Below are 25,617 nucleotides of genomic sequence, written 5' to 3'. Positions count from 1 at the left end.
TCCGCACGGCCCGCGGGGCACACGGGGAAGGACGCGTCAGGCCGGTCGGTCCCCCGTAGGAGCAACAGTGTCGACAAGCCGACTCCCCGAGCACGAGCAGAAGATCCTGGACGAGATAGAGCGCGCCCTGAACCGTGACCGCCGGCTGGCCCGGCGACTGCGCACGGTCCGGCCGCGGCGTCGTCCCGACCTGTCGAGAGTGGCGGGTTACGCCCCGCATCCGATGACGGTGGTGGTGCTGCTCGCGGTCGCCCTCGGTCTGCTGACCGCGGGCATCGTGACCTCACAGGTGGGGGTGGTCTGGGCGTTCGCGGCGGTGTGGCCGGTGGCGCTGTTCGCCGGCTTCCGGCTGCTGTGCCGCCGGTGGTCGCGGGCGGGCTGAACACGGGCGTCCTTTCCCACGGGGTCGGGGGGTGTGTGAGCCTCGCCGTCATATCGGACGGCGGGGCTCGGGTCCGTGTGCGTACGTGTGCGTCACCCGGTGTAGCAGCGGGCCTTCGAGCGGCGCTGGCTGTCCTCCAGGAGCCGGAACCGGCCCTCCACCTCCGGCGGCAGCACACGGCGTTCGCGCAGCACCCAGGGCAGGGCGGCGGCGGCCTCGGCGAAGGCGCGCAGGGAGGCGGTGTCGCGCGGGACCGTGCGGGCCAGGTGCAGGGTGCGGCGCAGGGCGGGACGTACCGGGCGGCGCAGCCAGGTGAACCACAGGGTGTTGCGGATACCGTCCCGGCGGCGGCGTGTCGCGTCCCGTACCGGCGAAGGATGGTGATGGATCGTCAGATGCTCGGCGTACGTCAGCCACCAGCCGGCCGCGGCGAGGTCGGCGGCGAGCAGTTCCTCCTCGCCGCCGAGCCACAGACGCGGATGGAAGCCGCCGGCCCGGCGGAACGCGTCGGTGCGCAGCACGGTCGCCGCGGCCAGGAAGGAGCCGAGCGCCGGTCCGGGCAGCCAACGCGGGCCGGGAACAGGCGAGTTGCGCAGTTCCTCGACGATCGGGTCCTCGGTGCCCTCCGGTTCGACGACGATGCGGGCGGTGACGGCGGCGAGCGCGGCGTGCCGGTCGAGCAGATCGGCGGCGCCGGACAGCGCGCCCGGCGCCCACCAGGAGTCGTCGTCGCAGAAGGCCACGTAGGGGGTGCGGACATGCCGTACGGCGAGGTTGCGGCCGACCGCCCCGAGGTTGCGGCCGGGGGTGAGCAGCCGTACGCCGGGGTGGCGGGTCGCCACGGCGGCGGCGGTGCCGTCGGTGGAGCCGTTGTCGGTGACGACGATCTCGGGGCGTTCGGGGAGTTCGGCCAAGCGGTCGAGGGTGCGCAGGAGTTCGGGGCGCCGGTTGTGGGTGATGACCACGACGGTGGTGCGGGGGTCGGTCATGAGGTGCCTCCGAGGTGGGCGCGCGCCCGGCGGCCCGCGGCGGCGTCCGCCGTGGCGGCGGTGTCCCCGGTGCGCTCGGCGTCGGCGGGGGGTGTGCCGCCGGTGCCGGTGTGCGCGCGGGTGGCGGCCGCCTCCGTGTCCAGCAGGCGAGCGGCGCGTTCCACGTGCGGCGGGAGCCGGCGGCGGGCGCGCAGGGCGCCGAGCAGATGGGTCAGCGTCTCGTGCAGCGCACGCCGGGCCTGCGGGTCGCGGCGGGCGTCGGCCGCCAGGTCGCGGGTGCGGGCGAGGGCGTGCGGCAGGGGGCGGCGCAGCCAGGCGGTGAGGACCTCGTTGCGGCGCTGGGCGGCCGGGCGGCCGGGGCGGGGCTTGGGGGACGGGTGGTGGTGGGCCACGATCTCGGGGCAGTGGGTGACACCCCAGCCGCGGGCGGCCAGGTCGTAGGCGAGCAGGGTCTCCTCGGCGCCGAAGAACAGCAGCGGGTGGAAGCCGCCGGCGTCGAGGTAGGAGGTGCGGCGGGTGACGCTCGCGCAGGCGAGGAAGCCGAGGACCTGGGTGCCGGGGAGGTCGACGGCGGGACCGAGCGGTGACGCGGCCAGGACCTCGTTGAGGGGGTCGGGGTCGTTCCGGGGGCCGACGAGGGTGCGCGCGGCGACCAGGCCGAGCCGGGGGTGGGCGTCGAAGAGGCGGGCGGCCTCGGCGAGGGCGCCGGGCGCCCACCAGGAGTCGTCGTCGCTGAAGGCGACATAGGGGGTGCGCAGGGCGCGCACGCCGTGGGTGCGGGCGAGGGCCCCCCGGTTGAACGGCAGCGCGATCACGCGGACCTGCGGGAACTCGCGGGCGACGAGGGCGCGGGTGTCGTCGGTCGAGGCGTTGTCCACGACGACGATCTCGGGGCGTTCGGGGAGGGCGAGCAGGTGGTGGAGGGTGACGGCGAGGGAGGCGGAGCGGTCGCGGGTGGCGATGACCACGCCTATCGGTGAGCGTTCCATGGGCTGGTCCCCTCGGGTCGGTTCGACGGCTCGGGAAGCGCGTCGAGGGCGTCCAGGACCTCGTCGGCGGTGATCTTCAGCAGGGCGGCGTCGGGGCGGCGGCCGTGCGGGTCGCCCTCGGGTCCGTGCCACAGGGCGCGGTGGCGCGGGTCGCCCGGCGGCGGGCCCCAGCGGTCCGGCGGGACGGGTCCGCACAGGGTCACCGACGGGGTGGCGTGGGCGACGGCGAGGTGGGCGATCCCGGTGTCGCCGCTGACGACGGCACGGGCACCGGCCACCAGGGCGGAGAGCCGGTCCGGGGGCAGGCCGCCGCCGAACACGTCGGCGTCGGGCAGTCCCGCCTCCTTGGCGAGACCGGCGACGAGGTCCCCCTCGTCCGCTCCCCCGGTGACGACCACGTGCCGGCCGCGGGCGCGCAGCGCCCCGGCGACGGCGGCGAACCGGTCGACGGGCCAGCAGCGGGCGGGGGAACCGGCGCCGGGGTGCAGGACGATCGCGCCGGGGGCGGGCGACGGCGGGGTGGGCGGGGGCAGGCACAGGTCGGCGGGGTCGGCGTCGAGGCCGTACCAGCGCAGCAGCCGGCACCAGCGGTCGCGCTCGTGCTCGTCGGCGTACCAGGGCGGGCCGTCGATGCCGGGGGTGTCGGGGTGCGCGAAGGCGAACAGGCGTCCGGGACGCAGACCGGCGAGGAGCAGATGGCTGGGCGGCCCGTTGCCGTGCAGGTCGACGGCGACGTCCGGGGGCGGCCCGGTCCAGTCCAGCGCGGCGGGTACGGCGCGGCCGGGCGCGGCGGCGGGCAGCACCCGGTCCACGGCCCCGGTGGCGAGCGCCAGCGGCGCGAGGACGCCGGGCGCGGCGAGCACGATCTCGTACCCCGGGAACCCGCGCCGCAGCGCGCGCAGCGCGGGCACTCCGGCGAGCAGGTCCCCGAGCCCGAGGGCCCGCAGCACGAGCAGCCTGGGCGCCGCCCCGGCGGTCCCGGCTCCGCCCGGGGAGGCGACCGCCCGGACCGCCCGCCCGTCCCCGCCCGGCACACCGGAACCCGTCGCGCCTCCCGCGCCGCGGCTCACGGGGGCGACGCGCCCAGCCCGTAGAACGACCCCGGCGGGCCGCCGGTCGCGGCCCGTGAGCGCGGCCCGGGCGGGCACACGTCCACCGGCGGGCGCCGCGCTCGGCCGCGCGGACGCGGCCCCCGCGCCGCACGACAGTCGCTCGCCCCGCAGGCCGGCGCCACTCGGCGCTCCCCGAAGGCCCGCAGGCGCCGTGCCGGAAGCCGCGCGGCCCTCGGCGGCGGCCACCGGGCGCGGGCCCGCCACGGACGCCGGGCGCGCACCCGGCCAGGACGGCCGGTCGGGTCGGCGGCCGGTGCCGCCCGGCGAGGTCGCCCGGGCCGCCGCCCGCCCCGCGCCCCCGCTCACCGGGCCCCCTCCGCCGCCCTCGCCATGAGAGCCGTCGAGGAGTGGCCGTCCAGGTACGGGAGGAGGACCGCCTGACCGCCCCATTCGTCGAGGAGGGTGGCCTCCGGGAGGTCGGCGCCCGCGTAGTCGCCGCCCTTGACCCAGACGTCGGGGCGGAGTTCGGACAGCAGGCGCTCGGGGGTGTCCTCGTCGAAGACGGCGACCGCGTCCACGCAGGCCAGCGCCCGCAGGACGCGCGTCCGGTCGGCGAGCGGGTTGACGGGACGGCCGTCGCCCTTGCGACGGCGTACCGAGGCGTCGGAGTTGACGCAGACGACCAGGCAGTCGCCGATGCGGCGGGCGGCCTGGAGGAGGCCGACGTGGCCGGCGTGCAGCAGGTCGAAGCAGCCGCCCGCGGCGACGACCGTGCCGCCGGCCGCCCGGACCCGGGCGATCAGCGCGGCCGGGTCCCCGCCCGGGTGCGGGGCGTCCGGGGCGGGAGCGGTGCCGAGCACGGCGCCGGCGCCGCCCGCGCCGACGAACGCGGTCGCCGCGGTGACGGCGCCCTCCACGGCTTCCCCCACCAGCGCGCCGTCGGCGAGCAGCCCGGCCGCCGTTGCGGCGAAGCGGTCGCCCGCGCCGCACGGGTCGCCGTGATGTGGGGCCGTCACCGGCACGAGCAGCGGGTGTTCGCCGTACGAGAGCAGGGCGCCGCGCGCGCCGAGGGTGACCGTGACGGCGGCGACCCGCCAGTGCCGTACGAGGGCGGCGGCCTCGCGGGCGGCGGCGCGCAGTTCGCCGCCGGGCGCGTCGCCGCCCGGCGGTTCGGCCTCGGTGGCGTCCGCGCCGGTGCGGGCGGCCGCGAAGGCGCGGGCCTCGGCGCGGGCCGGGGTGGCCAGGCGGGTGCCGGGCACGGGCGGGCCGCCGCGCGGGTGCGGGTCCCACACCACCGGGGGCCGTCGCGCCAGTTCGGGGCGCAGCGCGTCCGCCGTGCCCCGGCCGTAGTCGGAGACCAGGACGGCGGGGGCGGCGGCGAGCACGGCGCGGGCCTCGGCGGTGGCCTCGCGGGCCCGTCCGTCGCCGCGGTCGAGGCGGACGACGGGGCGGCCCTGGGCGAGGACCCGGGTCTTCTCCGGCAGTTCGCCCGCCATCGGCAGCGGGACGAGGGTCAGCCAGGGTTCCAGGAGCCGGCGCAGCTCGTGTCCGGCGGGCCCGTCGTCCAGGCCGGTGATCAGGGTGACCTCGCGGCCGTCGCGGGCGGCGAGGTACGCGGCGAGCGCGGCGCCGCCCGGCCGCACGCGTTCGTCGCAGTCGGCGACGACCGGTACGGGCGCGTCGGGCGCGAGCCGGTCCGCGTGTCCGGTCAGGTCGCGGTCCAGCAGGGCGTCGCCGACCACGACCAGGGGTGCCTTGCCCGTCATGTCACCTCCCGGCCCGCTCGACGGCCGCGTCGAATGCGGCGCACACCATGTGCACGGCCACCAGGTGGAGTTCCTGCACGGTGGCGGTGGACGCCCCGGCCACGCTCAGCGTCTCGTCGCTGCCCGCGCTCAGCGGGTTGGGCGCGGGCCCGGTCAGCGCCCACACGCGCATCCCGGCGGCCCGGCCCGCGTCGGCGGCGGAGAGCAGGTTGGCGCTGGCGCCGCTGGTGGACAGCAGCATCAGCACGTCCCCGGCGCGGCCGTGAGCGCGCACCTGGCGGGCGAACACCTCGTCCACGCCGTAGTCGTTGGCGATGGCGGTGGTGCTGGAGGTGTCGGCGTGCAGGGCGATCGCGGAGAACGGCGGCCGGTCGTCGCGGTAGCGGCCGACGAGTTCGGCGGTGAGGTGCTGGGCCTGGGCGGCACTGCCGCCGTTGCCCGCGGCGAGCAGCCGGCCGCCGCCGCCGAGGACGGCGGCGAGCCGTTCGCCCCACCGCTGGGTGATGTGGGCGGAGGCGCGGAACCGGCCGAGGGCGGCGAGGAGTTCGTCGCAGTGGCCGGCGACGGCCGGAGTCTGGACGCTCATGGCGTCACCTCCGAAGTGCCGGTGGTGTCGGGGGTGTTCGCGTCCGGTCGGTCGATGCGCATCACGCCACCTCCGAGCCGATCTCGCGGCCGGCGGTGACCCGCCGGTAGACCTGTTCGACGCCGTCGGCGACGCGCCGCCAGGTGAAGCGGGCCAGGACGCGTTCGCGGCCGGCGCTCCCGTAGCGGCGGCGGGCGCGTTCGCTGCCGAGCAGATCGCGCACGGCGGCGGCGACCGCGGCGGGGTCGCCGGGCACGAGCCGTCCGGTCCGGCCGTCGGCGACCGAGTCGCGGTGCCCGCCCACGTCGGTGGCGACCACCGGCACCCCGCACGCCATCGCCTCCAGCGGCACGATGCCGAACGGCTCGTAGGCGGGGGTGCACAGCACCAGGTCGGCGCTGCGCATCAGGGCGGGCATGCGGGCCGGACCGACCGCGCCGAGGAGCCGTACCCGGTCGCCGACGCCCTGAGCGGCGGCCAGCTTCAGCAGCCGCTCCGCCTCGGGTTCGTCGTGCAGGTCGGCGGCGGGCGGGCCGCCGGCGACGAGGAGTTCGGTGTGCGGGACTCGGGCCAGGGCGCGGATCGCCTGGTCGTAGCCCTTGCGGCGGACCAGCCGGCCGCAGGACAGCAGCCGGTGGCGCTGTTCGCGGGCGGGCGCGGGTGCGGTGGCGGGGTCGGCGCCGGGGTGGAAGTGGGCGGCGTCCACACCGCAGGGCACCACGGAGACGCGGCTGGGCGAGATGCCCATGTCGGCGAGTTCGTGGACCTCGTCGGTGCAGGTGGCCAGGACCCGTTCGCAGCTGCGGCCGATCTGCCGCTCGATGCCGACGCGTTCGCGCGGGCTGGTGTCCTCGCGGCCCTGGTGGCGGCGCTTGACGGTGCCGAGGGCGTGGTACGTCTGCACGACGGGCAGACCGTGCGGTCCCGCGCCGAGCAGGGAGGCCATGCCGGACATCCAGAAGTGGGCGTGCACGACGTCGGGCCGCTCGTGTCCCCAGACCCGGGCGAGGTGCGCGCCGAAGGCGGGCATGTGCGCGAACATCTCGTCCTTGGGGATGACGTCGGGCGGTCCTGCCGGAACGTGCTCGACGACGGCGCCGCCGGGCAGCGGCACCCGGTCGGGCAACTCGGCCGAGTCCCGGCGGGTGTAGACGGTGACGTCGTGCCCGCGCCGCGCCAACTCCTCGGTGAGGCGGGCGACGTAGACGTTCTGGCCACCGGCGTCGACCCCGCCGAGCGCGGCCAGCGGGCTCGCGTGCTCGGACACCATGGCGATCCTCATCGGGTGACCTCCTTCAGCAGCCGCTCCCAGTCGTCCAGGAAGCGGGTCAGCCCGTAGCGGGCGAGCGCGGCGGCGCGCGCCGCCTCGCCGACGGTTCGGGCGTACAGCGGGTCGGCGACGAAGTCCCGTACGGCGTCGGCGAGTACGTCGATGCGGTTGGAGACCACCCCGGCGCCCGGCGGTACCGCCTCGGTGACCTCGGTGGTGGCGAGGGCGACCACGGGCATGCCGAGGTGCATCGCCTCCAGCAGGGACAGGCCGAGGGAGGTCCAGCGGACCGGGTGGAGGTAGAGGCGGCGCCGGGCCATCTCGACGTGCAGATCCCGCTGGGCCAGTTCGTGGGTGCGGCAGCGCTCGGGCGGCAGTCCGACGTGCTCGGCCAGGCCCTCGGTCCGCATGCCGAACACGTCCAGCGGGGCGGCCTCGGCGAACGCCGGCAGCAGGTCGGTGCCGGTCGTACGGCCGCGCCGGACCGGCTCGTTGACGACGACGGCGGCGTGCGGCAGCTCGCCGGTCCAGTGTGCACCGGGGTCCACGATGCCGTGCTCGATCACGGCGGTGTCCACGCTCCCGGCGTCCCACATCAGGCGGTTGAAGTGGGTGACGTGCACGAGCGGCGTGCCGGCGGGCAGGTCGGCCACCGGGTGGCGGGTGTCGGGCACGTCGCCGTCGGGGGCGTTGTGCTCCAGGTACACCATGGGCGGGGTGCGGCCCAGCCACCGCCGTACGAGGTGGTACTCGTGCGGGCGTTGCAGCACGACGAGGTCGATGTCCGCCTCGCGCAGCCGCTCCGGCGCGAGTTCGACCACCGAGTCGGGCCAGTCGAAGGTGCGGGCGCGGCCGAGGCCGTCGGGCCCGCGGTCGGGGGTGACGGGGACGACGTAGGTGTGCGGGCCCTGGACGAACGCGGTCGTCCATGAGCCGTGCACGTGCCAGATGAGGATCCTCACGCCTGCATCACCTTCTCCACTGCGGCGAGCACGTCGTGCGCGGTCACCGACTCCAGACAGGGGTGGCCGGGCACCGGGCAGGTGCGGGCGCGGCTGCCGGCGCACGGCGCGTCCTGGTCGCCGAGCAGCAGGTACGGGACGCCCCAGGGACGCCAGCGCTCCGCCGGGACGACCGGCGCGAACAGCGAGACGACGGGGGTGCCGACGGCGGCGGCCAGGTGCGCGGGGCCGGTGTTGCCGGTGACGACCGCGCGGGCGGCGGCGAGCACGCCGGACAGTTCGGGGGCCCCGGTGCGCCCGCCGAGGTCGAGGGCCGTGTCGCCGGCGACGTGGGCGGTGAGGTCCTTCTCGCCGCGGCCGCCGGTGACGACGACCCGGTGGCCGGCCGCGGTGAGTTCGCGGACGGTCTGCGCGCAGCGTTCGGCGCTCCAGGCGCGGGCGGGGACGCTGGCGCCCGGGTGCAGCACGACGTAGGGGCCGGGGCCGGTCAGCGCGGTGGTGTCGGGCGGCGGCAGCACGGCGAGGCGGCCGTCGTCGGGGCGGGGGAAGCCCGCGGCCCCGGCGAGGTCGAGGGCGGCCTCGGCCTCGTGGGCGTGCGGGGCCCGCCGGTGGCGTACGTCGAGCAGGGAGCCGGGGTAGTCGACGCTGTCCGCGGCGATGCGCCGGACGCCGGCCAGGCGCAGCAGCAGGGCGGTGGGCAGCGGGGACTGGTGGAAGGAGGTGAGGACGAGCGCGGTGTCGGCGTCGACGCGGTCGAGGAGGCGTTCGATGTCGGCGCGGTCGACGGGCGGCGGCTCGAACCCGGCCCAGGGCGCGTCCCAGACGACGATCTCGTCCACGCCGGGCAGCAGCCGCGCGGCCGGTTCGCCGCGCGGCCCGCACAGCAGGGTGACGTGGTCGGCACGGGCGGCGACGGCACGGACGGCGGGCCCGGCGAGAAGCACGTCACCGAAGCTGTCGAGGCGGCTGACCAGGGCCTTCATCGGGGCCTCCGGCGATCGTCGGGGATCGACGGCTCCACCGGGCGGTAGGTGCGGGGCGCGGTCCGGACCGCGCCGTCCCGCGGGGCCTCGGCGGTGGCCTGCCACCGGGGGCCGTCCGTGCGGGCGGCCTCGACGGGGAGTTCGTCGGCCAGGATCCGGCCCCAGGGCGGGCCGGTCAGGACCGCGCGGACTGCCGTCAGCAGATTCGGGGCGACATGGGCGGCGGCGGTGATCTCCTCGGTGCGGGTGACCGGGGTGGGCACGAGGACGCCGTGCGCGCCGGCGGCGCGGGCGGCCGACATGTCGGAGCCGATGTCGCCGATCACGACGACCTCCTCGGGCCGCACCCGCAGCCGGGACGCCGCCGACAGCACCAGGCCGGGCCGGGGCTTGCGGCACGCGCAGCCGTCGCCGGGGCCGTGCGGGCACACCGCCCACACGTCGAACGGGCCGAGCAGCACCTCGACGCGTTCGTTGACGCGGCGCACATCGGCGGTGGAGAGCAGCCCGCGCGCCACGCCCGACTGGTTGGTGATCACGCCGACGCCGATCCCGTGCGCGCGCAGCAGCGCCACGGCCTGGCGGGCGCCGTCGACGGGGCGGACCCGCTCGGGGTCGCCGTTGTAGGGGACGTCCTCGACGAGCGTGCCGTCGCGGTCGAACAGCACGGCCCTCACCCGGCCGGTGGGCGCGGTCACGGGGCCACCTCCTGCCAGGCGGGGGCCGCCCGGTGGCGCCACAGTCCGCTCAGCCAGTGCCAGGTGGCGGCGGGCGGGATGAGGACGCTGGTGACGGCCATGGTGGTGACCTCGTCGCGGGTGCGCGGCCCGGGCGCGATCCGCGTCCAGGCGAACTCGGCGGTGCCGGCGGCCCAGCCCAGCGCGGCGACGGCGGCGGCCCGGCGGCGGCCGGCCGCGGCGAGGGCCGAGGCGGCGACGCCGGCCGCGGTGACGGCGAGGTGGGAGCGGATCCGGCCGCGCGGGGCGACGGCCTTGTGCCACCAGTCGGGGCCGTGCAGGCGCAGCATCAGCGCGTCGTCGGCGTTGCCGCGCTGCGCGCGCAGCGACACCCAGCGGTCGGCGGGCCGGACCGGGTGCCGGGTGGTGCGACGGCCCTGACGGATGCGCCAGCCGGCGTCCAGGACGCGCAGCGCCAGGTCGGCGTCCTCGCGGAAGGCGCGGGTGAAGCGCTCGTCGAACCCGGCGACCTGTTCGAGGGCGTCGGTGCGGTAGGCCATGTCGGCGGTGATCCAGCGCGCCTGCGCGAGCCCGGCGGTGCCGCGCTCCCAGTCGGTGGGGCGGCGTTCGCCCGGCAGCGGCACGGCGATGACGCCCTGGACGGCCCCGGTGTCGGGGCTCGCCTCGGCCAGGTCCTGTGCGAGCTGGTCGCACCAGTGCGGGCCGACCTGCACGTCGTCGTCCAGGAAGGCCACCCAGGGCGTGGTGACGGCGCGCAGTCCGGTGTTGCGGGCGGCGGCGGGTCCCCGGCCGCCGCTGGTGAGGACGGCGGTCCGGGCGCGCAGATCGCCCAGCACGGTCAACGGGTGCTCCAGCGCGCCCGGTTCGGGGTCGGGCCGGTCGTCCACGAGGACGATCTCCTCCGGTCCGGGCCCGTGCGCGGCGGCCAGCGCGGCCAGGCAGTCGGCCAGCGTGTCCCGGGCGAGCGTGGGGATCACCACGGCGTAGGGGGGCGCGCCGGGCCGCGTGCGGCCGGCATGGCCGGTCCCGGCCGGGCGGCCCTCGTCGGTGCGGTTCATACGCACGCCCTCCCCCGGCGCACCGCGTACGGGCCGATGGCGAGCAGGTCCACGGGCGCGGAGCCGAAGCACTCCAGCGCGTCGCGCGGGTCGTCCACCATGGGCCGGCCGGCGGTGTTCAGGCTGGTGTTGACGACGACGGGCAGCCCGGTGCGCCGCTCGAAGCCGCGCAGCATCCGGGCGACCAGGGGTTCCTGGTGCTCGTCCACGGTCTGGATGCGGGCGGTGCCGTCCACGTGCACCACGGCCGGGACGCGCTCGCGCCAGTCGGGGTGGACGTCGTGCACGAAGAGCATGTACGGGCTGGGTATCGGCCCGTGGAAGAGTTCTTGGGCGCGCTCGGCGAGCACCATGGGCGCCACCGGCCGGAACTCCTCGCGGCCCTTGACCCGGTTGAGCCGTTCGAGGTTCTCGGCGCGGCCGGGGTGGGCGAGCAGGGAACGGTGGCCGAGGGCGCGCGGGCCGTACTCGCTGCGGCCCTGGAACCAGGCGACGACGCCGTCGCGGGCGAGTTCCTCGGCGACCGCCTCGGCGATGTCGTCGGGCCGCTCGTACGGTACGGCGGCTTCCTCCAGCCAGTGCCGCAGCTCTTCGTCGCTCCAGCCGCGCCCGAGGTCGGCGCCGGTCATCGGCTCGGGGACGGCTCCCTCGCTGGCCGCCAGGTAGAGGGCGCCGCCGAGCGCGGTGCCGGCGTCGCCCGCGGCGGGCTGCACCCACACGTGCCGGTACGGTCCCTTCGCGGCGATCTTCGAGTTGGCGACGCAGTTGAGGGCGACGCCGCCGGCCATCGCGAGGGCGTCGCCGCCCGCCTCGCGGTGCAGCCAGTGGGCGAGTTCGAGCAGGACCTCCTCCAGCACGGCCTGGCAGCTCGCCGCCAGGTCGGCGTGGTCGCGGGTCCAGGGCTCGTCCTTGCCGCGCGGCGGCGTGAGGGAGGTCCAGTCGACGCCGTGGGCGCGGAAGCCGCCGTCGCCGGTGGCATGGACGTGCTCGCGCAGCCGGTCCAGGAAGCGGGGCGTGCCGTAGGAGGCGAGCGCCATGACCTTGTACTCGTCGCTGCTGCGCAGGAAGCCCAGGTGCTCGGTCAGTTCCTCGTAGACCAGGCCGAGGGAGTCGGGCAGCGCCTGCGCGGCGAGCGTGTCGAGCTTGCCGTCGTGGAAGCGGCCCGCGAGGTGGGAGGCGGCCTCGCCGCGGCCGTCCAGGACGAGGACGGCGCTGTCGGGGTGCGGGGAGGCCGGGCCGGCGGAGGCGGCGTGCGCGATGTGGTGCGGGACGAAGACGACCTTCGCCGGGTCGAGTCCGGGCAGCGACTCGGCCAGGAACTCGGGGGCGCGGCGGGCGTACTCCAGGCGCAGCGGGTCCCAGGGGTCGAACAGACCCAGGTCGGCGGCGGGCCGGGCCAGGGCGGGGTCGAAGGAGTAGGTGACGGCGTCCAGGTCCTCGGGGCGCAGGCCCGCGTGTTCCAGGCACCAGCGGGCGGAGAGTTCCGGCAGCTCCCAGGCGGAGAACGGCACCGGGCGCTTGCCGTGCTTGCGGCGGCTGAAGCGCTCCTCCTCACCGGCCGCGACCGTCCTGCCGTCCACCACCAGCGCGGCGGCCGGGTCGTGGAACAGGGCGTTGATACCAAGGATGCGCATGGGGGGTGACTCCGTCCCGTTCGGCGATGGTTCGGCGTAGGGGGACCGTCGGCACTTCGGGCTTCTGGGTGCCGCGCTGCGGCTGTCTCAAACACGTGAAGCCAACTGGCTGGGCCGAGGACGTTTTCGCCCGGATATGTCGTGATTCAGTGACTCAAAGTCACCCGCGCTGGTCAGAGGCGTGCAGTACGGTTCAGGACACTGCGGTCTACTGTCCGGCGGATGTGCGGGACGGCCCTTCGAGTTGCCGTCGCGCGGAGGGCGGAGGCGGCGCGAAAGCGCCGGTCACCGCAGCTCCGGTGACCGGCGTCGGGTCGTGGCCGCGGTCAGGCCGCCGCCGCTCGGGTGAACCAGCCGATCGTGCGGGCCAGGCCCTCGGTCCAGTCCACGCGCGGCTGCCACCCCAGCGCCTCCCGGGCGAGCCGGGTGTCGGGGCGGCGCCGGCCGGGGTCGTCGACCGGGCGGTCCACGAAGCGGATGCGGGAGCGGGAACCGGTGAGCTCGACGATCCGGCGGGCCAGTTCCAGCACGGTGATCTCGTCGCCGCCGCCGATGTTCACCGGCCCGCTCTCACCGGAGGCCGCCAGGGCGAGGACGCCGTCGACGGTGTCGTCCACGTAGCACAGCGACCGGGTCTGGCCGCCGTCGCCGGCCACGGTGAGCGGGGCGCCGTCCAGGGCCTGGGCGATGAAGGTGGGGACGGCACGGCCGTCGCCGAGGCGCATCCGGGGGCCGTAGGTGTTGAAGATGCGCACGATGGCGGTGTCGGTGCCGTGGACGTGACGGTGCGCGGTGACCAGGGCCTCGGCGAAGCGCTTGGACTCGTCGTAGACGCTGCGTGGGCCGACCGGGTTGACGTTGCCCCAGTAGCTCTCGCGCTGCGGGTGCTCCAGGGGGTCGCCGTAGACCTCGGAGGTGGAGGCGAGCAGGAAGCGGGCGCCGTCGGCGCGGGCGCGTTCCAGGGCGTTGCGGGTGCCGGCGCTGCCGACCTCCAGGGTCTCCAGCGGCAGGCGGAGGTAGTCGGCGGGCGAGGCCGGGCAGGCGAAGTGCAGGACGAGGTCGAAGCCGCCGGGCAGGCCGCGCACGGCGCCGGGGTCGGTGGCGTCGGCGTGGACGAAGCGGAAGCCGCGCCGCCGTTCCAGCTCGGCGACGTTGGCGTGCGCGCCGGTGGACAGGTTGTCCAGGCACACGACGCCGGTTCCGGCGTCGAGCAGCCGGGCGCACAGATGGGACCCCACGAAGCCGGCTCCGCCGGTCACCAGGGCCCGGCGCCAGGTGCGTCCGCTCACGGGACTCTCCTCCCTCTCGCCTTCACTCGCGTGTCGGCGCGAGTAACCCGGTGACGAGAGGGCACACATCGGGACAATTCGCGCACGAACGCGGGACGGTGAGGTCGATCGGACGTCCGTCGATCACTTATTCGGCCCCGCTATACACCGCGTCTATACCCGGTGTATATAGTCCGCGCATGCCTTCTGCGACCAAGAAGATGAAGAAGACGGGGAAGCGGTTCCGTGACATCGCCGGATTCCGGGGGGCCGTCGCGCTGCTGGCCGCCGCCGGGCTGACGGTGGCGCTCAGCGGCTGCACCAAGATCCACGCGACCTCGCCCAGCGACGCCCGCGCCCAGGCCGCCGCGGGCGCGCCGGGCCGGTTCGGCACCGTGGACTGCCGCAAGGCCAAGTGCATCGCGCTCACCTTCGACGCCGGGCCGAGCGAGAACTCCGCACGGCTGCTGGACGTCCTGAAGGAGAAGCAGGTCCCGGCGACCTTCTTCCTGCTGGGCGCGCGGCACATCGACACGTACCCGGAGCTGGTCAAGCGGATGGCGGCCGAGGGACACGAGGTGGCCAGCCACACCTGGGACCACAAGATCCTCACGAAGATATCCGAGGACGAGATACGCGAGGAACTGAAGCGCCCCAACGACGCGATCGAGCGCCTGACCGGCCACCGGCCCACGCTGATGCGCCCGCCGCAGGGCCGCACCAACGACACCGTGCAGCGCGTCTCCAAGGAGATGGGCATGTCCGAGGTGCTGTGGAGCGTCACGGCCAAGGACTACACGACGACCGACTCCGCGCTGATCACCCGGCGCGTCCTCGACCAGGCGTCCCGCGACGGCATCATCCTGCTGCACGACATCTACAAGGGCACCGTCCCGGCCGTCCCCGGCATCATCGACGCGCTCAAGGAGCGCGGCTACGTCTTCGTGACGGTCCCCCAGCTGCTGGCGCCGGGCAAGCCGGTCCCGGGGAAGGTGTACCGGCCGTAGGCACACGAGCCCCGGGGGGCGTCGCGGGGCCGCTCCGGGCGAGGGGAGACACAGGGCCAGGCGGGTGACGCGGGGGGCGAACGGGCCGTGGAACGGGGTGGATTGCCTACGATCGGCCCGTGGTCTTCTTCTCCCTCGAACGCACGCCGCCCCTCCCGCCCGAGGAGGCCTGGCGGCGGCTCACGCGGTGGCCCCGGCACGCCGGCGTGGTCCCGCTGACCCGGATCACCGTGACCACGGACGGGCCGACCCGCGTGGGAACGGCCTTCGTGGCCCGTACGGCGCTGGGACCGCTCCGCTTCGACGACCGTATGGAGGTCGTCGTGTGGCGCCCCCCGGCGGACGGTGAGCCGGGGCTGTGCCGGCTGGAGAAGCGGGGCCGGGTGGTGCTCGGGTGGGCGGAGATCGAGGTCGGACCCGGGCCCGGCGGACGCAGCCGGGTGCGGTGGCGCGAGGAACTGGGGGTGCGGCTCCTGCCGGGCGTGTTCGATCCGCTGCTGGAGCGCACGGCGCGCGCGATGTTCGGGCGCGCGGTCAACAAGCTGCTGCGGCAGGCGTGACGCGGTCTCAGCGCGGTCCCGGGCCGCCGTCCGGGACGCCGGCGAGCCGACGGGACCAGGGGGTGCGTGCGGCGGCCGCCAGCAGCAGCCGCTCGCGGGGCGGCCGGGGGCCGACCGGACGCCACACGAGGCCGGCGTCCGCGCCGACGGCGGACCGGGTCCGCAGCGCCACGAGGTCGTCGTGGCCGAGGAGGGCGTGCCGGAACAGGGTGTGGCTGCCGCTGTCCTCCACGACGGCGGCCGGACGCCAGCCGTGCTCGGCGAGCCGGGTGAGGACGGCGGACGCGTAGCCGGGGGCGCGCCGTTCGGGGAACCACAGCAGGCGCCGGCCGGTCAGGTCGGACCAGGTCAGTTCCGTGCGCCCGGCGAGCGGGTGGCGGCCGGGCAGGACGACGCCGAGGGGTTCGTCGCCTAGGACGCGCAGTTCGAGGCCGGCGGTGTCGGCCAGGGGGGCGCGCAGGACGCCGTAGGCGAGCGCTCCGGTGCGCAGCAGCTCGGGCTGGTGCGCCGAGTCGGCCTGCTCGTAGACCGGGCGCAGGGGTCCGGGGGCCGTCAGGAGGCGCTCGGCGCGCTCCAGTACGTCCCCCGGCACGCCCCGGCAGACACCGACGGCCGCGGTGACGGGGACGGCGCGGGCCGCGTCGAGCGCCGAGCCGAGCACCGCCAGCGCCTGCTGGACGCCGGCCAGCAGCAGCCGTCCGGACTCGGTGGGTTCCATGCCGTGCGGCAGTCGCCGGAACAGGGGCGCGCCGACGCGCCGTTCGAGCTTCCTGATCTGCTGGCTCAGGCTCGGCTGGGCGATCCGCAGGCGGCGGGCGGCCTCGGTGACGGTACCGGCCTCGGCGACGGCGGCGAAGTAGCGCAACTGCCGCAGCTCCAGGTCCGGCGCGGTGCCCACGCCCTCGGGTCCCCTCTCACCAGCGGTCATAGGCGCCAGCCTATAGGCCTGCGGGGGACAGGTCCTGGCGGTGGGGCGGTGAGGTGCCGTTGGCTGGGGCCATGTTCGTCATCGTGTTCAGATACCAGGCGCCGCTGGAGACCGTCGATTCCCTGAAGGAGGCCCACTACGCGAATCCGGACGGGGTGTTCGCCCGGGGGCTGGCCAGGGTCGCGGGACCGCTGGAGCCGCGTACGGGCGGGGTCGTCGTGGCGGAGGGGACGCGGGCGGAGATCGAGGCGGCCGTCGCCTCGGACCCCTTCGTCACCAGCGGCGCGGCGACGGCGGAGATCCTGGCCTTCCGCCCGGTGTTCACCGCCGCGGCGGACGACGCGGAGGGCGCACAGGCCGGGGCGGGGCGGGGCGGCCGGTGAGGGGGCACCGCGGCCGATGGCGGGCGGTGCGGCCGGTGACGGGGGTGGCGGCCGGTGAAGGTCCCCGTGCCCGGAGGCGTGCTCCGCAGGAGGGGGGCGTTCCGTGTGAGGGGCGCGCGCCGCCCCGCGTGCCTCCCCCGGCCGGCGCCCCCGGGGACGTGCCTCACGTCCCCGGGGGCGCCGTCGTGCGGCTCAGGCCACTGAGCCGATCCGGCGGGGCGGGAGGGACGCCGGGTCGTGGTGGATCGGGGTGTGGGCGCCGGTCAGGGAGACACCGCTGCCGCCGCGCCGGGCGGCGACGATCTCCGCGGCGATGGACAGGGCCGTCTCCTGCGGTGTGCGGGCGCCGAGGTCGAGGCCGATCGGGGAGCGCAGCCGGGCCAGTTCGAGATCGGTGACGCCGACCTCGCGCAGCCGTTCGTTGCGCTCCAGATGGGTGCGGCGCGAGCCCATCGCGCCGACGTACGCCACCGGCAGCCGCAGCGCCAGCTTCAGCAGCGGCACGTCGAACCGGGCGTCGTGGGTGAGCACGCACAGGACGGTACGGCCGTCCACCTCCGTGCTCTCCAGGTACCTGTGCGGCCACTCGACGACGATCTCGTCGGCGTCCGGGAAGCGGGTGCGGGTGGCGAAGACGGGGCGGGCGTCGCACACGGTGACGTGGTAGCCGAGGAACTTGCCGGTGCGCACCAGCGCGGAGGCGAAGTCGATCGCACCGAAGACGATCATCCGGGGCGCGGGCACCGAGGACTCCACGAGGACGGTGAGGGGGGCGCCGCAGCGCGAGCCCTGCTCGCCGATCTCCAGGGTGCCGGTGCGGCCCGCGTCCAGGAAGGCGGCGGCCTCGCCGGCCACGGTGCGGTCCAGCTCCGGGTGGGCGGCGAACCCGCCCTCCCAGGCGCCGTCGGCGCCCACCAGCAGGGCGCGGCCGCGCAGTTCGCGGGGGCCGGTCACGATCCGTGCGACCGCCGCCGCCTCCCCTCGGGCTGCGGCGGCCAGCGCGGTCGCGAGCACCGGACGGGCCGGAGAGTCGGCCCGTACCGGTGTGACCAGGACGTCGATGACGCCGCCGCAGGTCAGGCCGACCGCGAAGGCGTCCTCGTCGCTGTAGCCGAAGCGTTCGAGCACGGTCTCGCCGTCCTCCAGCGCCTGCCGGCACAGCTCGTAGACCGCGCCCTCCACACAGCCGCCGGAGACCGACCCGACGGCCGTTCCCCCGCTGTCGACGGCGAGGGCCGCGCCCGGCTGGCGGGGTGCGCTGCCGCCGACGGCCACCACGGTGGCGACGGCGAAGTCACGGCCCTGCTCGACCCACCGGTTCAGCTCCTCGGCGATGTCCAGCATCTGTCGGTTCTCCTTCGGAAGGTTCGTGGGGAGGGCTCTTCGCGGTACGGCTAGTGGACGCCGAGCCAGGCCTCGATGGGATGCAGTGCGAAGTAGACGAGGAAGACGGACGTCAAACCCCACATGAAGGCGCCGATCTCACGCGCCTTGCCCTGGGCGACCTTGATGACGGTGTACGAGATCACGCCGGCGGCGACGCCCGGGGTGATGGAGTACGTGAACGGCATGATCACCACGGTCAGGAAGACCGGGATCGCGGTGGCCCGGTCGGACCAGTCGACGTGCCGGGCGTTCATCATCATCATGGCGCCGATGACGACGAGCGCCGCGGAGGCGACCTCCTGCGGGACGATCGCGGTGATCGGGGTGAAGAAGAGGCAGGCCGCGAAGAACAGGCCGGTGATCACCGAGGAGAAGCCGGTGCGGGCGCCCTCTCCGACGCCGGTGGCCGACTCGATGAACACGGACTGGCCGGAGCCACCCGCCACGCCGCCGACCACGCCGCCGGCGCCGTCGATGAACAGCGCCTTGGACAGGCCGGGCATCCGGCCCTTGTCGTCGGCGAGGTTCGCCTCGGTGCCGACGCCGATGATCGTGGCCATGGCGTCGAAGAAGCCGGCCAGGACCAGGGTGAAGACGATGACCGTGATGGTCATGACGCCCACGTCGCCCCAGCCGCCGAAGGACACGTGCCCGAAGAGCGAGAAGTCGGGCATCGACACGGGGCTGCCGTGCAGTTCGGGCGCCCCGTTGACCCACTGCTTGGCGTCGATGACGCCGGCCGCGTTCAGGACCGTGGCGACGACGGTGCCGGCCACGATGCCGATGAGGATGGCGCCGGGGACGTTGCGGGCCTGGAGCGCGAAGACCACCAGGAGGGTGGCGGCGAACAGGAGCACCGGCCAGCCGGACAGTTCGCCGCCGGGGCCGAGGACGACCGGGCCGCCGCCGGGCGCCGGGTTGCGGCCGATGAAGCCGGCCTTGACCAGGCCGATGAAGGCGATGAACAGGCCGATGCCCATGGTGATGCCGTGCTTGAGCGGCAGCGGGATCGCGTTCATGATCATCTCGCGCAGGCCGGTGACGACCAGCAGCATGATCACGACGCCGTAGGCGACGCACATGCCCATCGCCTGCGGCCAGGTCATCTGGGGTACGACCTGGGTGGCGACGACACCGGAGACGGACAGTCCGGCGGCGAGGGCGAGCGGCACCTTGCCGACGAAGCCCATGAGCAGGGTGGTGAACGCCGCGCCGAGCGCCGTCGCGGTGATCAGGGCCTTCTGGCCGAGGGTGTCCCCGGCCACGTCCTTGCCGGACAGGATGATCGGGTTGAGCAGCAGGATGTACGCCATCGCCATGAAGGTGGTGACGCCGCCGCGCACTTCGCGCGCGACCGTGGATCCCCGCTGGGATATGTGGAAGTACCGGTCGAGCCAGGACCGTCCCGCCGGGACGCGGCTGCCCGCGCCCGCCTCTTCGGCGGCGGTCCTGGGCTCCAGTGACTGCTGGGTCATGGGGCCATCTCCCAAGGTTCACAGGGGCACCCGTGCAAAGCCCTTCAGGGGCACGGGATTTGGGAATGGACGACCCGGGGGGACGGCCCAGGACGAACCTCGTTGCGGGTACTTCGAGACCGCGAGCGGAGCGGAGCAAGAAGGACGGGGAGTGCTCCGGGCGGCGCGTGGACGTGACGTTCCGTGCGCCGCCCGGAGGGTCTGCTCACACCTTGCCGGTGAGGTGCTCCGGCCGTACGGGCGTGCGGGGCAGTTCCAGTCCGGTCGCGTTCCGGATCGCCGCGAGGACGGCCGGGGTGGACGACAGGGTGGGGGCCTCGCCGATGCCGCGCAGCCCGTAGGGGGCGTGGTCGTCGGCGAGTTCGAGCACGTCGACCGGGATGGTCGGCGTGTCGAGGATGGTGGGGAGCAGGTAGTCCGTGAAGGAGGGGTTCCTGACCTTCGCCGTCTTCGGGTCGACGATGATCTCCTCCATGATGGCGATGCCCAGGCCCTGGGTGGTGCCGCCCTGGATCTGCCCGATGACGGAGAGCGGGTTGAGCGCCTTGCCGACGTCCTGCGCGCAGGCCAGCTCCACGACCTTGACCAGGCCGAGTTCGGTGTCGACCTCGACGACGGCGCGGTGCGCGGCGAAGGAGTACTGCACATGGCCGTTGCCCTGGCCGGTGCGCAGATCGAAGGGCTCGGTGGGCCGGTGGCGCCACTCCGCCTCGACCTCGACGGCCTCGTCCTCCAGCACGTCCACCAGATCGGCGAGGACCTCACCGCCGTCGGTGACGACCTTGCCGCCCTCCAGCAGGAGTTCGGCGGTGGCCCAGGCGGGGTGGTAGGAGCCGAACTTGCGCCGGCCGATCTCCAGCACCCGCTCGCGCACCAGTTCGCAGGAGTTCTTGACGGCGCCGCCGGTGACGTACGTCTGCCGGGAGGCGGAGGTCGAACCGGCGCTGCCCACCTGGGTGTCGGCGGGGTGGATGGTGACCTGCGCGACGCCCAGCTCGGTGCGGGCGATCTGCGCGTGCACGGTGACGCCGCCCTGGCCGACCTCCGCCATCGCGGTGTGCACGGTGGCGACCGGCTCGCCGGCGATGACCTCCATGCGCACCTTGGCGGTGGAGTAGTCGTCGAAGCCCTCGGAGAAGCCGACGTTCTTGATGCCGACGGCGTAGCCGACGCCGCGCACGACGCCCTCGCCGTGGGTGGTGTTGGACAGTCCGCCGGGCAGCTGGCGCACGTCGGCGCCCTCGCTGGACTCCCACTGGCGCTCGGGCGGCAGCGGCATCGCCTTGACCCGGCGCAGGAGTTCGGCGACCGGGGCCGGCGAGTCGACCGGCTGCCCGGTGGGCATGATCGTGCCCTGCTCCATGGCGTTGAGGCGGCGGAACTCCACGCGGTCCATGCCCACCTCGTCGGCGAGCTTGTCCATCTGCGCCTCGTAGGCGAAGCACGCCTGGACCGCGCCGAAGCCGCGCATCGCGCCGCACGGCGGGTTGTTGGTGTAGAGGGCGATGGCCTCGATGTCGACGTCGTCGATGACGTACGGCCCGGCCGACAGCGAGGAGGCGTTGCCGACGACCGCCGGGGAGGCGGAGGCGTAGGCGCCGCCGTCCAGGACGATCCGGCACTTCATGTGGGTGAGCTTGCCGTCCTTGGTGGCGCCGTGCTCGTAGAAGAGGCGGGCCGGGTGGCGGTGGACGTGCCCGAAGAAGGACTCGAACCGGTTGTAGACGATCTTGACGGGCTTGCCGGTGCGCAGCGCCAGCAGGCAGGCGTGGATCTGCATGGACAGGTCCTCGCGGCCGCCGAACGCGCCGCCGACGCCGGCCAGGGTCATACGGACCTTGTCCTCGGGCAGGCCGAGCACGGGCGCGATCTGGCGCAGGTCGCTGTGCAGCCACTGGGTGGCGATGTAGAGGTGGACGCCGCCGTCCTCCTCGGGCACGGCGAGGCCGGACTCGGGGCCGAGGAAGGCCTGGTCCTGCATGCCGAAGTAGTACTCGCCCCGGACGATGAAGTCGGCCTTCTTCGCGGCCTCGTCGGCGTCGCCGCGGACGATCGGCTGGCGGTGGACGATGTTGGGGTGCGGGACGTGACCGATGTGGTGGTCGTCGCGGTTCTCGTGGACGAGGATCGCGTCCGGCGCGGTGGCGGAGGCCTCGTCGGTGATGACGGGCAGCTCCCTGTACTCCACCTTGATCTTGGCGGCGGCGCGGCGTGCGGTCTCGGGGTGGTCGGCGGCGACGATGGCGACCGGCTCGCCGTGGTGGCGCACCTTGCCGTGGGCGAGGACGGGGGTGTCCTGGATCTCCAGACCGTAGTGCTTCACCTCGGCCGGCAGGTCGTCGTAGGTCATGACGGCGTAGACGCCGGCCGTGGCGAGCGCCTCGGAGGTGTCGATGGAGACGATCTCGGCGTGGGCGACCGTGGAGCGCAGGATCTGGCCCCACAGCATGTCCTCGTGCCACATGTCGGACGAGTACGCGAACTCGCCGGTCACCTTGAGGGTGCCGTCCGGGCGGAGCGTGGACTCGCCGATGCCGCCCTTGGTCTGCGAACCCTGCGTGATCTTGGTGGGAGCACCGTTGGCCGTCGTCATGCTCAGACCCCCTCGGACTGCCGGGCGGCCGCGAGGCGGACCGCATCCATGATCTTCTCGTAGCCCGTGCAGCGGCACAGGTTGCCCGACAGCGCCTCGCGGATGTCCGCGTCGGTCGGGTTCGGGTTGCGCTCCAGCATCTCGTCGGCGGCGACCAGCAGTCCCGGGGTGCAGAAGCCGCACTGGACGGCGCCGGCGTCGATGAACGCCTGCTGGATCGGGGCGAGTTCCACGCCCTCGCCGGTCTGCGAGTCGGCGCCCTTGGCCTGCCAGCGCTCGGCCTCGTCCAGCGTGGTGCCGGCGGTGCCGCAGGCGCCGCTCGCGCAGCCGCCCCCGGCGCGCTCCCTGGCGTACTCGGCCAGGCCCTCGACGGTGACGACCTCGCGGCCCTGGACCTGCCCGGCGGCGACCAGACAGGAGCAGACCGGCACGCCGTCCAGGCGTACCGTGCAGGAGCCGCACTCGCCCTGCTCACAGGCGTTCTTGGAACCCGGCAGGCCCATGCGCTCGCGCAGGACGTACAGCAGGGACTCGCCCTCCCAGACGTCGTCGGCTTCCTGCGGACGTCCGTTGACGGTGAAGTTGACGCGCATTACGCAGCTCCCTCCGAGGCGTTGCGGGTGCCGCGGTACGACTCCCAGGTCCAGGTGAGTGTCCGGCGGGCCATCACGCCGACCGCGTGGCGGCGGTAGCTCGCGGTGCCCCGGACGTCGTCGATCGGGTTGCAGGCGGCCGAGCACAGCTCGGCGAACTGCTTGGCGACCGACGGGGTGATGATCTTGCCGTTGTCCCAGAAGCCGTCCTCCTCCAGGACGGCGCCGAGGAACTCCTCGGCGGCCTTGGCGCGGACGGGGGTGGGCGCGGCCGAGCCGATTCCGGTGCGCACCGTGCGGGTCTCGGGGTGCAGGGCCAGCCCGAAGGCGCACACGGCGATGACCATGGCGTTGCGGGTGCCGACCTTGGAGAACTGCTGGGGTCCGTCGGCCTTCTTGATGTGCACGGCGCGGATCAGCTCGTCGGGGGCGAGCGCGTTTCGCTTGACGCCCGTGTAGAACTCGTCGATCGGGATGCGGCGGGTGCCGCGCACCGACTCGGCCTCGACCTCGGCGCCCGCGGCGAGCAGGGCGGGGTGGGCGTCGCCGGCCGGGGAGGCGGTGCCGAGGTTGCCGCCGACGCCGCCGCGGTTGCGGATCTGCGGGGAGGCGACCGTGTGCGAGGCGAGCGCCAGGCCCGGCAGCTCGGTCCGCAGGTTCTCCATGATCTTGGTGTAGGGCACCGAGGCGCCCAGCCGCACGCTGTCCTCGCCGACCTCCCACTCGTAGAGGTCGCCGACGCGGTTCAGGTCGAGCAGGTACTCGGGCCGGCGGTGGTCGAAGTTGATCTCGACCATCACGTCGGTGCCACCCGCAATCGGCACAGCGGTGGGGTGCTCGGCCTTCGCGGCGAGCGCCTCCTCCCAGCTGGCGGGGCGAAGGAAGTCCATGACCGGCTCTCTTCTTCGTCTCGAAAGGTCGTCCAGATTGAGCCAATCCGTGTGCGGCGGGCCAGGCTCGTTCGTGTTCATGTGCTGTTCACGCGGAGTGGAGCCAGTACACCGCCCGCTGCTCCCACGGGGTCAGTCACCGAAACCATGAAGGGTTTGGCTGGCCATGCCGGGCATCTTGTAGATTCGTATGAACGGAGGTCGTCGGTGACATCTCCGGTTTCCCCTGGAACAGAGGTCACCGCCCTCCCGGCGGAGCTGCTGACCGGCCGCCCGGCCGGGCCCCCACCACAGGATCCATCGTAGTTTTCGAGACAAAGAACGGCGGCGACGACATGCGGCTGCGCGCACTGCTGGACACCGATGCGCTGGGCCTGAAGCTGCTCGGCGGCGAGGAGGAGCTGGACCGCACCGTCCGGGGCGTCATGACCACCGACCTGCGCGACCCCAGCCGCTACCTCTCCGGCGGCGAGCTGGTGCTGACAGGCCTGGCCTGGCGCCGCGACGCCGCCGACGCCGAACCGTTCGTCCGCATCCTGGCGCAGGCCGGGGTGGCCGCGCTGGCCGCCGGCGAGGCCGAGCTGGGCGCCGTCCCCGGAGACCTGGTGCGGGCCTGCGCCCGGCACCGGATGCCGCTGTTCGCGGTGCACGAGTCGGTGGCGTTCGCGACGATCACCGAGCACGTCGTACGGCAGGTCTCCGGCGAGCGGGCCGGCGACCTGGCGGCCGTGGTGGACCGGCACCGGCGGATGATGACCGCCGGCCCGGCGGGCGGCGGCCCCGACGTGGTCCTGGACCTGCTCGGCTCCGACCTGGACCTGCGGGCCTGGCTGCTGTCCCCCACCGGACGGCTGATCGCGGGACCGGGTGCGGGCGGGCCGGGCCCTGGGGGTACGTCGGCCGGACCGGGCGCCGGAGCCGGTGCGGGCGGCGCGGCGGGCCGGGCGGGCGCCGCAGGCCCGGGGCTGCCCGCCGTCACCTGCGCCTTGCTGGCCGCCGAGCACCTGGCGGCCGCCCGGTCGGGCCGCCGAGGACCCCACCGGGTCACGCTGGAGGGCACGACGTACTCCCTCTTCCCGATCCGCGCCGGCGCGCAGCGCCCCGCGGTCGCCGCCGGGCGGCCCGCGCAGAGCGGCCGCGACGTGCGCGAGACGGTGCTGTCGGAGTGGGTGCTGGCCGTCGAGGCCGACGCCGGGGACTGGCCCGAGGAGCGCCTGGACCTGCTCCAGGGCGTCACCCAGCTGATCGCCGTCGAGCGGGACCGGCGCGACGCCGCGCGCACGGTGCGCAGACGGCTCGCGCAGGAGGTGCTGGAGCTGGTGCAGACCGGCGCCCCGCCCGCCGAGATCGCCGCCCGGCTGCGGGTCGCCGCGCCGGTGCTGCTGCCCGGGCTCGGCGCGGCCCCGCACTGGCAGGTGGTGGTGGCCCGCGTGGAGTGGGACGGCGCGCCCGCCGAGAGCGGGCCGGTCGCCCAGGCGCTGCTGGAGGAGATCCTCGCCGAGCCCTCCCCCGGCCTCCCGCACCCCGGCCCCGAGGCGTCCGACCGGATCGCGGTCGCGCACACCGGCGGCGAGGCCATCGCCCTGGTGCCGCTGCCGGCCGTCGCCGCCGAGCACGACGGCACCGAGAGCGGCGTCCTCGCCGACGCGCTCCTGGCGTCCGTGCGCGGCCCGCTGTCGGCCGGGCTTGGCGACGACGGGCGGCTCACGCTCGGCGTCAGCGCGGCCGTGCACTCGGCCGAGGGGCTGCGCGGGGCGCTGGAGGAGGCTCGGCACGCCCGGCGCGTCGCGGCGGCCCGGCCCGGCGGCGTCTGCGCCGCCGGGCACCAGGAACTCGCCTCGCACGTGCTGCTGCTCCCCTTCGTCCCGGACGACGTGCGGCGCGCGTTCACCGCCCGGCTGCTGGACCCGCTGCGGGACTACGACCGCCGGCACCGCGCCGAGCTGATCCCGACGCTGGAGGCGTTCCTCGACTGCGACGGCTCCTGGACGCGGTGCGCGACCCGGCTTCACCTGCACGTCAACACACTGCGCTACCGGGTCGGGAGGATCGAGCAGTTGACGGGGCGTGACCTGTCGCGCCTGGAGGACAAGCTGGACTTCTTCCTGGCGCTGCGGATGAGCTGACGCGAAGCCGGTGGCCGGCGCCCACACCCGCCACCGGCC

23 protein-coding genes are annotated in these 25,617 nt (G+C 75.1%); 5 read left to right on the top strand and 18 right to left on the bottom strand.

Going from position 1 to position 25,617, the window contains the following annotated elements; translation table 11 throughout:
• Positions 1 to 67: 67 nt before the first annotated feature.
• Positions 68 to 382, top strand: coding sequence for a DUF3040 domain-containing protein (locus tag AB0N63_RS01120; RefSeq protein ID WP_365522331.1), 315 nt, complete (start codon positions 68 to 70; stop codon positions 380 to 382).
• Between the two features lie 92 nt (positions 383 to 474).
• Here AB0N63_RS01120 and AB0N63_RS01115 read toward each other — a convergent pair whose 3' ends face one another.
• The 12 genes from AB0N63_RS01115 to AB0N63_RS01060 all read right to left on the bottom strand — a co-directional run bounded on the left by AB0N63_RS01115 (position 475) and on the right by AB0N63_RS01060 (position 13,658).
• Complete coding sequence (locus AB0N63_RS01115; protein ID WP_365522328.1) at positions 475 to 1,371, bottom strand: glycosyltransferase family 2 protein; 897 nt, start codon at positions 1,369 to 1,371, stop codon at positions 475 to 477.
• Positions 1,368 to 2,360, bottom strand: a complete 993-nt coding sequence (locus AB0N63_RS01110) for a glycosyltransferase (protein WP_365522325.1) — start codon at positions 2,358 to 2,360, stop codon at positions 1,368 to 1,370. The genes AB0N63_RS01115 and AB0N63_RS01110 overlap by 4 nt, the downstream gene beginning before the upstream one ends.
• Positions 2,342 to 3,316 (bottom strand): glycosyltransferase family 9 protein, encoded by a 975-nt coding sequence (locus tag AB0N63_RS01105; RefSeq protein WP_365522903.1) that lies wholly within the window; start codon positions 3,314 to 3,316, stop codon positions 2,342 to 2,344. Before AB0N63_RS01105 ends, AB0N63_RS01110 begins: the two co-directional genes overlap by 19 nt.
• 458 nt (positions 3,317 to 3,774) lie before the next feature.
• Positions 3,775 to 5,178: a D-glycero-beta-D-manno-heptose 1-phosphate adenylyltransferase gene (gene rfaE2 / locus AB0N63_RS01100; protein ID WP_365522323.1), complete on the bottom strand. Its 1,404-nt coding sequence runs from the start codon at positions 5,176 to 5,178 to the stop codon at positions 3,775 to 3,777.
• A 1-nt stretch (position 5,179) separates the two neighbouring features.
• The gene (locus AB0N63_RS01095; RefSeq protein ID WP_365522321.1) at positions 5,180 to 5,764 is read right to left on the bottom strand and encodes an SIS domain-containing protein; all 585 of its coding nucleotides are present in this window, start codon (positions 5,762 to 5,764) and stop codon (positions 5,180 to 5,182) included.
• Positions 5,765 to 5,825: 61 nt separating this feature from the next.
• Complete coding sequence (locus AB0N63_RS01090; RefSeq protein ID WP_365522319.1) at positions 5,826 to 7,046, bottom strand: glycosyltransferase; 1,221 nt, start codon at positions 7,044 to 7,046, stop codon at positions 5,826 to 5,828.
• Positions 7,043 to 7,996 (bottom strand): glycosyltransferase, encoded by a 954-nt coding sequence (locus AB0N63_RS01085; protein ID WP_365522317.1) that lies wholly within the window; start codon positions 7,994 to 7,996, stop codon positions 7,043 to 7,045. Before AB0N63_RS01085 ends, AB0N63_RS01090 begins: the two co-directional genes overlap by 4 nt.
• A complete protein-coding gene (locus tag AB0N63_RS01080) occupies positions 7,993 to 8,979 on the bottom strand; it encodes a glycosyltransferase family 9 protein (RefSeq protein WP_365522314.1) in 987 nt (328 codons plus the stop codon). Before AB0N63_RS01080 ends, AB0N63_RS01085 begins: the two co-directional genes overlap by 4 nt.
• Positions 8,976 to 9,677 carry an HAD family hydrolase gene (locus tag AB0N63_RS01075; RefSeq protein ID WP_365522311.1) on the bottom strand — a complete coding sequence of 234 codons (702 nt, stop codon included), beginning with the start codon at positions 9,675 to 9,677 and terminating at the stop codon, positions 8,976 to 8,978. The genes AB0N63_RS01080 and AB0N63_RS01075 overlap by 4 nt, the downstream gene beginning before the upstream one ends.
• Positions 9,674 to 10,735, bottom strand: coding sequence for a glycosyltransferase (locus AB0N63_RS01070; protein ID WP_365522308.1), 1,062 nt, complete (start codon positions 10,733 to 10,735; stop codon positions 9,674 to 9,676). Before AB0N63_RS01070 ends, AB0N63_RS01075 begins: the two co-directional genes overlap by 4 nt.
• A complete protein-coding gene (locus tag AB0N63_RS01065; RefSeq protein ID WP_365522305.1) occupies positions 10,732 to 12,369 on the bottom strand; it encodes a carbamoyltransferase C-terminal domain-containing protein in 1,638 nt (545 codons plus the stop codon). Before AB0N63_RS01065 ends, AB0N63_RS01070 begins: the two co-directional genes overlap by 4 nt.
• 326 nt (positions 12,370 to 12,695) lie before the next feature.
• Positions 12,696 to 13,658: an NAD-dependent epimerase/dehydratase family protein gene (locus AB0N63_RS01060; protein ID WP_365522302.1), complete on the bottom strand. Its 963-nt coding sequence runs from the start codon at positions 13,656 to 13,658 to the stop codon at positions 12,696 to 12,698.
• Positions 13,659 to 13,858: 200 nt separating this feature from the next.
• Here AB0N63_RS01060 and AB0N63_RS01055 point away from each other — a divergent pair, with 200 nt between their 5' ends.
• Positions 13,859 to 14,644 carry a polysaccharide deacetylase family protein gene (locus tag AB0N63_RS01055; protein ID WP_365522900.1) on the top strand — a complete coding sequence of 262 codons (786 nt, stop codon included), beginning with the start codon at positions 13,859 to 13,861 and terminating at the stop codon, positions 14,642 to 14,644.
• Positions 14,645 to 14,763: 119 nt separating this feature from the next.
• Positions 14,764 to 15,204, top strand: a complete 441-nt coding sequence (locus AB0N63_RS01050) for an SRPBCC family protein (RefSeq protein ID WP_365522300.1) — start codon at positions 14,764 to 14,766, stop codon at positions 15,202 to 15,204.
• A gap of 7 nt (positions 15,205 to 15,211) precedes the next feature.
• Here the strand turns inward: AB0N63_RS01050 and AB0N63_RS01045 are convergent, their stop codons facing one another.
• A complete protein-coding gene (locus AB0N63_RS01045) occupies positions 15,212 to 16,132 on the bottom strand; it encodes a LysR family transcriptional regulator (RefSeq protein ID WP_365522297.1) in 921 nt (306 codons plus the stop codon).
• A 71-nt stretch (positions 16,133 to 16,203) separates the two neighbouring features.
• Between AB0N63_RS01045 and AB0N63_RS01040 the strand changes: the two genes are divergently transcribed.
• Positions 16,204 to 16,515: a YciI family protein gene (locus AB0N63_RS01040; RefSeq protein WP_365522295.1), complete on the top strand. Its 312-nt coding sequence runs from the start codon at positions 16,204 to 16,206 to the stop codon at positions 16,513 to 16,515.
• A 192-nt stretch (positions 16,516 to 16,707) separates the two neighbouring features.
• On the opposite strand, the gene AB0N63_RS01035 is transcribed toward AB0N63_RS01040, so the two are convergent.
• From AB0N63_RS01035 to AB0N63_RS01015, 5 genes are all read right to left on the bottom strand, one after another.
• Positions 16,708 to 17,859 (bottom strand): XdhC/CoxI family protein, encoded by a 1,152-nt coding sequence (locus AB0N63_RS01035; RefSeq protein ID WP_365522292.1) that lies wholly within the window; start codon positions 17,857 to 17,859, stop codon positions 16,708 to 16,710.
• 50 nt (positions 17,860 to 17,909) lie between these two features.
• A complete protein-coding gene (locus AB0N63_RS01030) occupies positions 17,910 to 19,376 on the bottom strand; it encodes an NCS2 family permease (protein ID WP_365522290.1) in 1,467 nt (488 codons plus the stop codon).
• Positions 19,377 to 19,581: 205 nt separating this feature from the next.
• Complete coding sequence (locus tag AB0N63_RS01025) at positions 19,582 to 21,969, bottom strand: molybdopterin cofactor-binding domain-containing protein (RefSeq protein ID WP_365522288.1); 2,388 nt, start codon at positions 21,967 to 21,969, stop codon at positions 19,582 to 19,584.
• Positions 21,970 to 21,971: 2 nt separating this feature from the next.
• Positions 21,972 to 22,562: a (2Fe-2S)-binding protein gene (locus tag AB0N63_RS01020; protein ID WP_365522285.1), complete on the bottom strand. Its 591-nt coding sequence runs from the start codon at positions 22,560 to 22,562 to the stop codon at positions 21,972 to 21,974.
• Positions 22,562 to 23,452, bottom strand: a complete 891-nt coding sequence (locus AB0N63_RS01015) for a xanthine dehydrogenase family protein subunit M (RefSeq protein WP_365522283.1) — start codon at positions 23,450 to 23,452, stop codon at positions 22,562 to 22,564. Before AB0N63_RS01015 ends, AB0N63_RS01020 begins: the two co-directional genes overlap by 1 nt.
• A 335-nt stretch (positions 23,453 to 23,787) precedes the next feature.
• Here AB0N63_RS01015 and AB0N63_RS01010 point away from each other — a divergent pair, with 335 nt between their 5' ends.
• Positions 23,788 to 25,578 carry a PucR family transcriptional regulator ligand-binding domain-containing protein gene (locus AB0N63_RS01010; RefSeq protein ID WP_365522280.1) on the top strand — a complete coding sequence of 597 codons (1,791 nt, stop codon included), beginning with the start codon at positions 23,788 to 23,790 and terminating at the stop codon, positions 25,576 to 25,578.
• The last annotated feature ends 39 nt before the right edge of the window (positions 25,579 to 25,617 follow it).

Source organism: Streptomyces sp. NPDC093260, from assembly GCF_040683715.1.
In the GTDB taxonomy this organism is placed as follows: Bacteria; Actinomycetota; Actinomycetes; order Streptomycetales; family Streptomycetaceae; genus Streptomyces; species Streptomyces sennicomposti.
Note: the sequence above shows the minus strand (reverse complement) of the source record. Positions and strands in the feature narration are given on the sequence as shown.